The 5,377-nt window shown below is 61.7% G+C and carries 6 protein-coding genes; 2 read left to right on the forward strand and 4 right to left on the reverse strand.

The annotated features are described in order from the left end of the window. A partial coding sequence (locus WCB02_RS12235) for a copper chaperone PCu(A)C (RefSeq protein ID WP_423958478.1) occupies positions 1-290 on the forward strand: 290 nt, incomplete at its 5' end. Positions 291-422: 132 nt separating this feature from the next. After that, complete coding sequence (locus WCB02_RS12240; protein WP_423958479.1) at positions 423-1,133, forward strand: sulfite exporter TauE/SafE family protein; 711 nt, start codon at positions 423-425, stop codon at positions 1,131-1,133. A gap of 116 nt (positions 1,134-1,249) precedes the next feature. Here WCB02_RS12240 and WCB02_RS12245 read toward each other — a convergent pair whose 3' ends face one another. The 4 genes from WCB02_RS12245 to WCB02_RS12260 all read right to left on the reverse strand — a co-directional run bounded on the left by WCB02_RS12245 (position 1,250) and on the right by WCB02_RS12260 (position 5,368). After that, positions 1,250-1,645, reverse strand: coding sequence for a c-type cytochrome (locus WCB02_RS12245; RefSeq protein WP_423958480.1), 396 nt, complete (start codon positions 1,643-1,645; stop codon positions 1,250-1,252). Between the two features lie 272 nt (positions 1,646-1,917). After that, positions 1,918-2,451 (reverse strand): response regulator transcription factor, encoded by a 534-nt coding sequence (locus WCB02_RS12250; protein ID WP_423958482.1) that lies wholly within the window; start codon positions 2,449-2,451, stop codon positions 1,918-1,920. Continuing rightward, positions 2,420-4,045, reverse strand: coding sequence for an ATP-binding protein (locus WCB02_RS12255; RefSeq protein ID WP_423958483.1), 1,626 nt, complete (start codon positions 4,043-4,045; stop codon positions 2,420-2,422). Before WCB02_RS12255 ends, WCB02_RS12250 begins: the two co-directional genes overlap by 32 nt. 18 nt (positions 4,046-4,063) lie before the next feature. Further along, positions 4,064-5,368, reverse strand: coding sequence for an MFS transporter (locus WCB02_RS12260; protein ID WP_423958484.1), 1,305 nt, complete (start codon positions 5,366-5,368; stop codon positions 4,064-4,066). Positions 5,369-5,377: the final 9 nt, after the last annotated feature.

Below are 5,377 nucleotides of genomic sequence, written 5' to 3' on the forward strand. Positions count from 1 at the left end.
TCCATGAGATGTCCATGGACAACGGCGTGATGAAAATGCGCCCCCTCGAAAAGGGACTGACCATCGAACCCGGCAAGACCGTCAAGCTTGCGCCGGGCGGCTACCATCTGATGATGATGGATTTGAAGAGCCCGCTGAAAAAGGGCGACAAGTTGCCGGTCACCCTTGATTTCGAAAAGGCCGGGAAAGTCCAGATTTCGTTCGACGTGGAGGGCGTCGGCGCACAGGGGCCGGCGGGCGGCGGCATGGACATGAAGAAGATGCCAGGCCATTCGGACATGAAGATGTAGCAGACAATATGGTTCTGTCGCGGCGACCTTGGCTGGGCTGCGAGCCGACAGGTGGAGCGCCTCTCGCCTTGATACAGCGCAAGGCGCCGATGCCGCACTCGCGTTAGCAGCGGGTGTCCACGGAGCGGCGCCTTGTTCGATTTCGATCAGCCTTTGCTCGTCGCCGGGCTTCTGCTTGGCCTTGCATCCAGCCTGCATTGCCTCAGCATGTGCTCAGGTATCGCAGCGAGCCTTTGCCTTGCGTCGACACCCCTTGCCGGAAAATCTCTGCGAAGCCTCTATTGGACCAATCTGCTGATCAATGCCGGCCGTATCACGGGCTACGTCCTGGCGGGCGCCGCCGTCGGCGGCCTGGGCGTCAGCGTCTTCGGCGCCCTTGATCGCTCGATCGCCCACATCGTGTTGAGGTGGGCTGCGGCCGTGTCGCTCGGATGGATCGGGCTATCCATGACAGGCTTTGTGCCGCTGCCGACACCGCTGCTTCACGTCGGCGCGGCAGTAAGCAGAGGTCTTGGCAGAGTAGCAGGCGCCTTTCCATCGTATTCATTGGTGGGGCCCTTTGTCGCCGGTTGCGTGTGGGGATTTTTTCCCTGCGCGATGGTCTATGCGGCGCTGTTCTACGCCATGTTGTCCGGATCCTGGCTCAACGGCGCGCTCGTGATGTTTGGCTTCGGACTGGGCACCTTGCTGCCGGTGATGGGCGCCGGACTCGGCGTGTCGTGGTTGCGCTCGCGTGCGCAGTCACCCCGCTTGCAAATGGCGGTGGGACTGGCCATCGTCACGCTCGGTATCGCAAGCACGCTTCCGGGGGCAGCGATTGCCCAATGGTGCCGCGGCGGCTGAACGGCCCGCACGGTATTCTCTCTCCGCGCACTGCGGAGCCGAGGCCGGACTTTCGGGCGACTGCCGCGTGACGGTATCAGGGAACGTCGACCTACTCCCTGCGGTGCTGGGTGCAGTCAGCGGGCACGCTCCTTGAGGAAGGCTATGATGTCTGCCCGATCCTGCGGATTGTTCACCTGGTAGAACATTTTTGTCCCTGGAATGAATCCCTGCGGATTGGTCAGCCATTTATCGAGGTTTGCTTCGGTCCATACGATCTTTGCGTTGCGCAGCGCGGCCGAGTAGTTATAGCCCGGCACGGTGCCGGCGGTGCGACCCACGACGCCCTTGTGCATGGGGCCGACATCGTTCTTCTCGATCGAATGGCAATCTTGACAGCCTTGATAGAGCGTTTCGCCGCGGGCGGCGTCTCCGGCCGCGTTTGCGGCGCAGGTGACAAACATTGCGGCGGTCAGGACGGCGGCGAAAACCAGGCGCAGGCGGCCACTACAACGATTTGATCGGATTTCCATCACTCTCCCCTGATTGCGTCATCGCAACAAGGGATTCGGGACATCGCCGTTTTATTCCCGCGCAACCCGAAACGACTGGAAGCGATGACGCGGACGGCTGCAACTTCAAATCTGGCCGAACAGCCCGAAGCCTGACCGTATCCGGCAGCCGTGGCGGTCATGCACGGGCCTTCCATCCTCCGGCGATGGTCGCTTGCGGTCACGCCCTGGTTCCATCCCGCCCCGCTCGAGCTGTCGAAATGCGAGCGGCGCGGGCCTGATGCCGGCTCGACCTAAGTCAACCTCCGTTTGGCCAGCTTCCTTGCCAGCGTGCGCCGATGCATACCCAATCGACGCGCGGTTTCCGAGACGTTGAAATCGGCTTCAGCCAGCGTCTCGTGGATTCTCTCCCATTCGAGATTCTTGATCGAGGTCGGCCGCGCGGTCAGCGCCACCGTGCTGTCTCCCGCGATCCTGCCGAAGGCCGCCTCGATATCATCGGTATTGGACGGCTTCGCCAGATAGTGGGATGCCCCGAGCTTGATGGCCTCGACAGCCGTGCTGATGCTCGCGAATCCCGTCAGCACGACGATTCTTGTTTCGGGGTCCCTGATTGCGAGCAGCTTGACGCATTCAAGGCCTGACGCGCCGCTGAGCTTGAGATCGACGACAGCGAAGTCTGGAGCTTTCACCTCGAGGAGCTGGACGAGTTCATCGGCCTGCCCGCAGACCGTAACCTCATAGCCCCGACGCTCGAACGACCGGCGCAATGCCTTTGCAAACGAAACATCATCTTCAATGATCACCAGGGACCGTTTCGGGTGCATTCACGGACTCTATGGATAATGCGGCGACGGGCAGGCTCAATTCCACGATGGCTCCTCCCGTCGGGATATTTATTGCAACCGCCCGGCCTCCCAACTTGCGCAGGACGTTGACGACCAGAAAGAGGCCGAGGCCGCTTCCAGGGCGCTGTTTAGTCGACATATAGGGCTTGCCGAATTCCGCAAGCATATCCGATGAAAAGCCGGGGCCGGCGTCCCGAACCGCAATCATCAACAGGTCCCCGTCCCGTGAGATGTCGAGCCCGACCCAGGCCGGCGACACTTCAAAGGCATTGTCGAGCACGTTGAAGAGGATCCGTTTCAGCAGGATATCGGACGCTATCATGAAGTCTTCGTTGAGACGATTGGTATAATGCAACTCCGTCAACCCGCGGCTGCTCTCCCAGTCATCTACCACGCCGTCGATGAAGGAAACGATGCTGCTTGGCGCGGAATCCTCGCCACGCTCCTCGCCCGAGGATCTGAGAATACCTGAGACGATCTCCTTGCACCGATTGAGCTGAGCCTGCATCTCAGCCAGTTCCATGACGAAATCGTCATCGGTCCGCAGCGCCGGGACGCGCTGCCAATCGTTCAGGATCACCGACAAGGTGGCGAGCGGCGTCCCCAGCTCGTGGGCGGCTCCCGATGCGAGAAGCCCCATCCTGACGATATGTCCCTCTTCGGCCGATTGCTGCCGCAGCTCGGCCAGCCGGGTGTCCCGGTCGCGCAAATTCTGGTTGATGCGCGTCACGAACAGGACGAGCAAGACCGCGGCGAGCAGAAAGCTGACAAACATGCCGTATGTGTGGAGCCGGAAGACTGCGGATTGGCTCGGATCGGAGGCCGACAGCGAAAAGCCGATATCCCTGTAGAAGAAGGTCAGCCCGATAAAGCAGCCGGTAGTGACGGCGACGATCGTCCAGGTCGACCAGGGCCGCAACAACACCGCGCCCAACACGGCCTGCAGGAGAAACAGCGAGACAAACGGGTTGGTCGCGCCTCCGCTGAGATAGAGCTGGGCCGTCAGTGTCGCCACATCGAGCAGCAGATCAAGAAACAGTTCCGTGTTGGTGATGGGCGCACCGCTCGCATAGCGGTAGAGCGTGATCAAGTTGAGCCCGATCAGGAAGGCGATCACGATCCCCATTTGCCAGACAGGAAGCGACATGCCCAGCCAGAAATCGGCGATCGCAATCGCGGCGATCTGTCCGAACACCGCCAGCCAGCGCAAGGATACCAGCAACAGAAGGTTTTTTCGGTTGGTGATCTCCTGGATCGAGTGTTGGACTGGCCTCACTGGCATCGCAGCTCCACAGGGTTGCCCCGCCGGCGATAGTGGGAGGGTGCCGGACCCGAACACCGGTGCCCAATGACACGGGGTAAACCGGGGAAGCCGGTCAAACCCGGGGATGTCGAGACGCCGGCCATGCTCAGCAGCCGCCGGACAGACAGGGTTCTGGCGTGGCCGGCAAGCTTTAGCACAGTCGGCGGCCTTGCTGGAACGCTGAGGCAAGCCTCTGGGGCGAGCCAGGACTGGAGCACAGCGAGGACTTGGACCCAGCGAGGACTTGGCCCCAGCGAGGACTTGGCCCAAGCCAGGGACTGGCTCCGGCTAGGAAATCCTCTGCGCAAGCTCTTTGTTGATGCCGAGCGCCGCCAGGGTGCCGAGTGCGCCGGACAAAAGATAGGCGCCCGCCGCGAGCAACCCGAAATGATAGGACAAGAACAGCGCAACCAGCGGCGCAAACCCCGCGCCGAACAGCCAGGCGAGATCCGATGTCAGCGCCGCGCCCGTGTAGCGATCGCCGCTCGGGAAATTCGAATTCACCGCCCCCGAAGACTGCCCGAATGACAGCCCGAGCAGGGTGAAGCCCGTTACCATGAACACGATCTCGCCAACCGTCCCGCCGTCGAGGAGTTGCGGCGCAAAGCCGCTGAATGCCGCGATGGCCGCGGCCGAAACGCCAAGGAGTGTGCGGCGGCCAAGGCGGTCGGCGATCAGCCCGGAGGCGATGGTCGCGAGGATTCCGACAACGGCACCGCTCATTTCGATGGCGAGGAATCCGGCAGGCCCCTCCTTGGTAAAGAGAAATACCCAGGACAGTGGAAATACCGTCACCATGTGAAACAGCGCAAAGCTCGCCAGCGGTGCGAAAGCGCCGATCGCGATATTCTTGCTCTGTTTGCGGACCGTCGCGAGGACGGGCGACGGCTGCAGATCACGGCTTTCGAACAGCCTCGCATAATCGGGGGTCGAGACAATCCGCAGCCGGGCGAACAATGCGACCACGTTGATCGCGAACGCGACAAAGAAGGGATAGCGCCAGCCCCAATCCAGGAAATCCGCCGCCGAGAGATTGATGAGAAAGAAGGCAAACAGCGCACTCGCCACGATCAGGCCAAGCGGCGCCCCCAACTGCGGGATCATCGCATACCAGCCGCGCTGTCCCTCGGGCGCGTTCAGCGCCAGCAACGACGCCAGGCCATCCCATGCGCCGCCAAGCGCCAAGCCCTGGCCGATCCGAAACAGCGCCAGCAGTATCCCCGACCAGTTGCCGATCTCGGCATGTCCGGGCAGAAACGCCACCGCCGCGGTGGATCCACCAAGCAGGAACAGCGCGATCGTCAGCTTAAGGCCGCGTCCGTAAGCCCGGTCGATCGCCATGAAGATCAGCGAGCCGAACGGCCGGGCGACGAAAGCAAGCGCAAAAATACCGAATGAATAGAGAGTGCCCGAAATGGGGTCGCTATCGGGGAAGATCAGTTTTGGGAATACGATGACGGAGGCGATGGCGTAGACAAAGAAGTCGAAAAACTCCGACGTCCGCCCAATAATCACGCCGATCGCGATTTCGCCGGGCGCGATCTGGTCATGGCGCGAGTTGATGCGCCGGGCATCGTGTTCAATCGTCGACACGTCCTGGTC

This window comes from Bradyrhizobium sp., from assembly GCF_049581145.1.
Taxonomy (GTDB): domain Bacteria; phylum Pseudomonadota; class Alphaproteobacteria; order Rhizobiales; family Xanthobacteraceae; genus Bradyrhizobium.

Bases quoted from the DNA above. Each gene is read 5' to 3' on its own strand.
- WCB02_RS12250 (WP_423958482.1), bottom strand. From the start codon at position 2,451: ATGCACCCGAAACGGTCCCTGGTGATCATTGAAGATGATGTTTCGTTT.
- WCB02_RS12245 (WP_423958480.1), bottom strand. From the start codon at position 1,645: ATGGAAATCCGATCAAATCGTTGTAGTGGCCGCCTGCGCCTGGTTTTC.